The organism is Halomonas sp. ANAO-440 (assembly GCF_019915905.1).
Lineage (GTDB): Bacteria > Pseudomonadota > Gammaproteobacteria > Pseudomonadales > Halomonadaceae > Halomonas > Halomonas chromatireducens.
The window spans coordinates 1-1,980 of the sequence record NZ_JAHXBV010000048.1 but is presented as its reverse complement, the minus strand read 5'-3'; the positions used below and the strand labels follow the sequence as shown (position 1 = coordinate 1,980).

Here is a 1,980-nt window from a genome sequence, read left to right as displayed (position 1 = left end):
TTGCTCTGGTCGATCAGGTAATTCATTGTGAGCACTTGCCGCGAGGCGTGATTCGTCGTTTAAGGAGGTGATCCAGCCGCAGGTTCCCCTACGGCTACCTTGTTACGACTTCACCCCAGTCATGAACCACACCGTGGTGATCGCCCTCCCGAAGGTTAGGCTAACCACTTCTGGTGCAGTCCACTCCCATGGTGTGACGGGCGGTGTGTACAAGGCCCGGGAACGTATTCACCGTGACATTCTGATTCACGATTACTAGCGATTCCGACTTCACGGAGTCGAGTTGCAGACTCCGATCCGGACTGAGATCAGCTTTATGGGATTAGCGCACTCTCGCGAGTTGGCAACCCTTTGTACTGACCATTGTAGCACGTGTGTAGCCCTACCCGTAAGGGCCATGATGACTTGACGTCGTCCCCACCTTCCTCCGGTTTGTCACCGGCAGTCTCCTTAGAGTTCCCGGCATTACCCGCTGGCAAATAAGGACAAGGGTTGCGCTCGTTACGGGACTTAACCCAACATTTCACAACACGAGCTGACGACAGCCATGCAGCACCTGTCTCTGCGCTCCCGAAGGCACCAAGGTATCTCTACCAAGTTCGCAGGATGTCAAGGGTAGGTAAGGTTCTTCGCGTTGCATCGAATTAAACCACATGCTCCACCGCTTGTGCGGGCCCCCGTCAATTCATTTGAGTTTTAACCTTGCGGCCGTACTCCCCAGGCGGTCGACTTATCGCGTTAACTGCGCCACAAAGTCCGCGAGGGACCCAACGGCTAGTCGACATCGTTTACGGCGTGGACTACCAGGGTATCTAATCCTGTTTGCTACCCACGCTTTCGCACCTCAGTGTCAGTGTCAGTCCAGAAGGCCGCCTTCGCCACTGGTATTCCTCCCGATCTCTACGCATTTCACCGCTACACCGGGAATTCTACCTTCCTCTCCTGCACTCTAGCCTGACAGTTCCGGATGCCGTTCCCAGGTTGAGCCCGGGGCTTTCACAACCGGCTTATCAAGCCACCTACGCGCGCTTTACGCCCAGTAATTCCGATTAACGCTCGCACCCTCCGTATTACCGCGGCTGCTGGCACGGAGTTAGCCGGTGCTTCTTCTGCGAGTGATGTCCTTCCTGGTGGGTATTGGCCACCAGGCTTTCTTCCTCGCTGAAAGTGCTTTACAACCCGAAGGCCTTCTTCACACACGCGGCATGGCTGGATCAGGGTTGCCCCCATTGTCCAATATTCCCCACTGCTGCCTCCCGTAGGAGTTCGGGCCGTGTCTCAGTCCCGATGTGGCTGATCATCCTCTCAGACCAGCTACGGATCGTCGCCTTGGTAGGCCTTTACCCTACCAACTAGCTAATCCGACATAGGCTCATCCGATAGCGCAAGGTCCGAAGATCCCCTGCTTTCCCCCGTAGGGCGTATGCGGTATTAGCCTGGGTTTCCCCAGGTTATCCCCCACTACTGGGCAGATTCCTATGCATTACTCACCCGTCCGCCGCTCGTCAGCATCCAGCAAGCTGGACCTGTTACCGCTCGACTTGCATGTGTTAAGCCTGCCGCCAGCGTTCAATCTGAGCCATGATCAAACTCTTCAGTTTAAAATCATTGCGGTTCTTGCTCAGCCACCACCCGAAGGCAACAGCTGAAAGCGAACCAATCTTGGCTCAAGGTCAAAGCTTCTCAAAAAGACCCGAAGGTCTTCGACGAGTCGCTTGCCTTGAAATGGTGTGACTTCTCACCACCTCATCGACAAGCGCCCACATGAATTACCTGATCGATTGTTAAAGAGCGTCTCGCTTGCTGTCGTGGCGGCCGACTCTGTCGGCGGCCTCGCCAGCGCCCTGCGAGGAAGGCGTATTCTACTGAAGTGGCTGAGTTTGTCAACTCTCTTCGCTGGCCTCACCGGGGTGATCCTGCCGCGAAGCGCCGCTCTTGCCGGCTGCCTTCAGCGTGGCGTGCATTCTACCGTCTCCGGCG

1 rRNA gene is annotated in these 1,980 nt (G+C 56.1%); it reads right to left on the bottom strand.

What is annotated here, in order from left to right:
* Positions 1-60: 60 nt before the first annotated feature.
* Positions 61-1,601: ribosomal RNA gene (locus KZO25_RS19525) — 16S ribosomal RNA — on the bottom strand.
* Positions 1,602-1,980 lie beyond the last annotated feature (379 nt).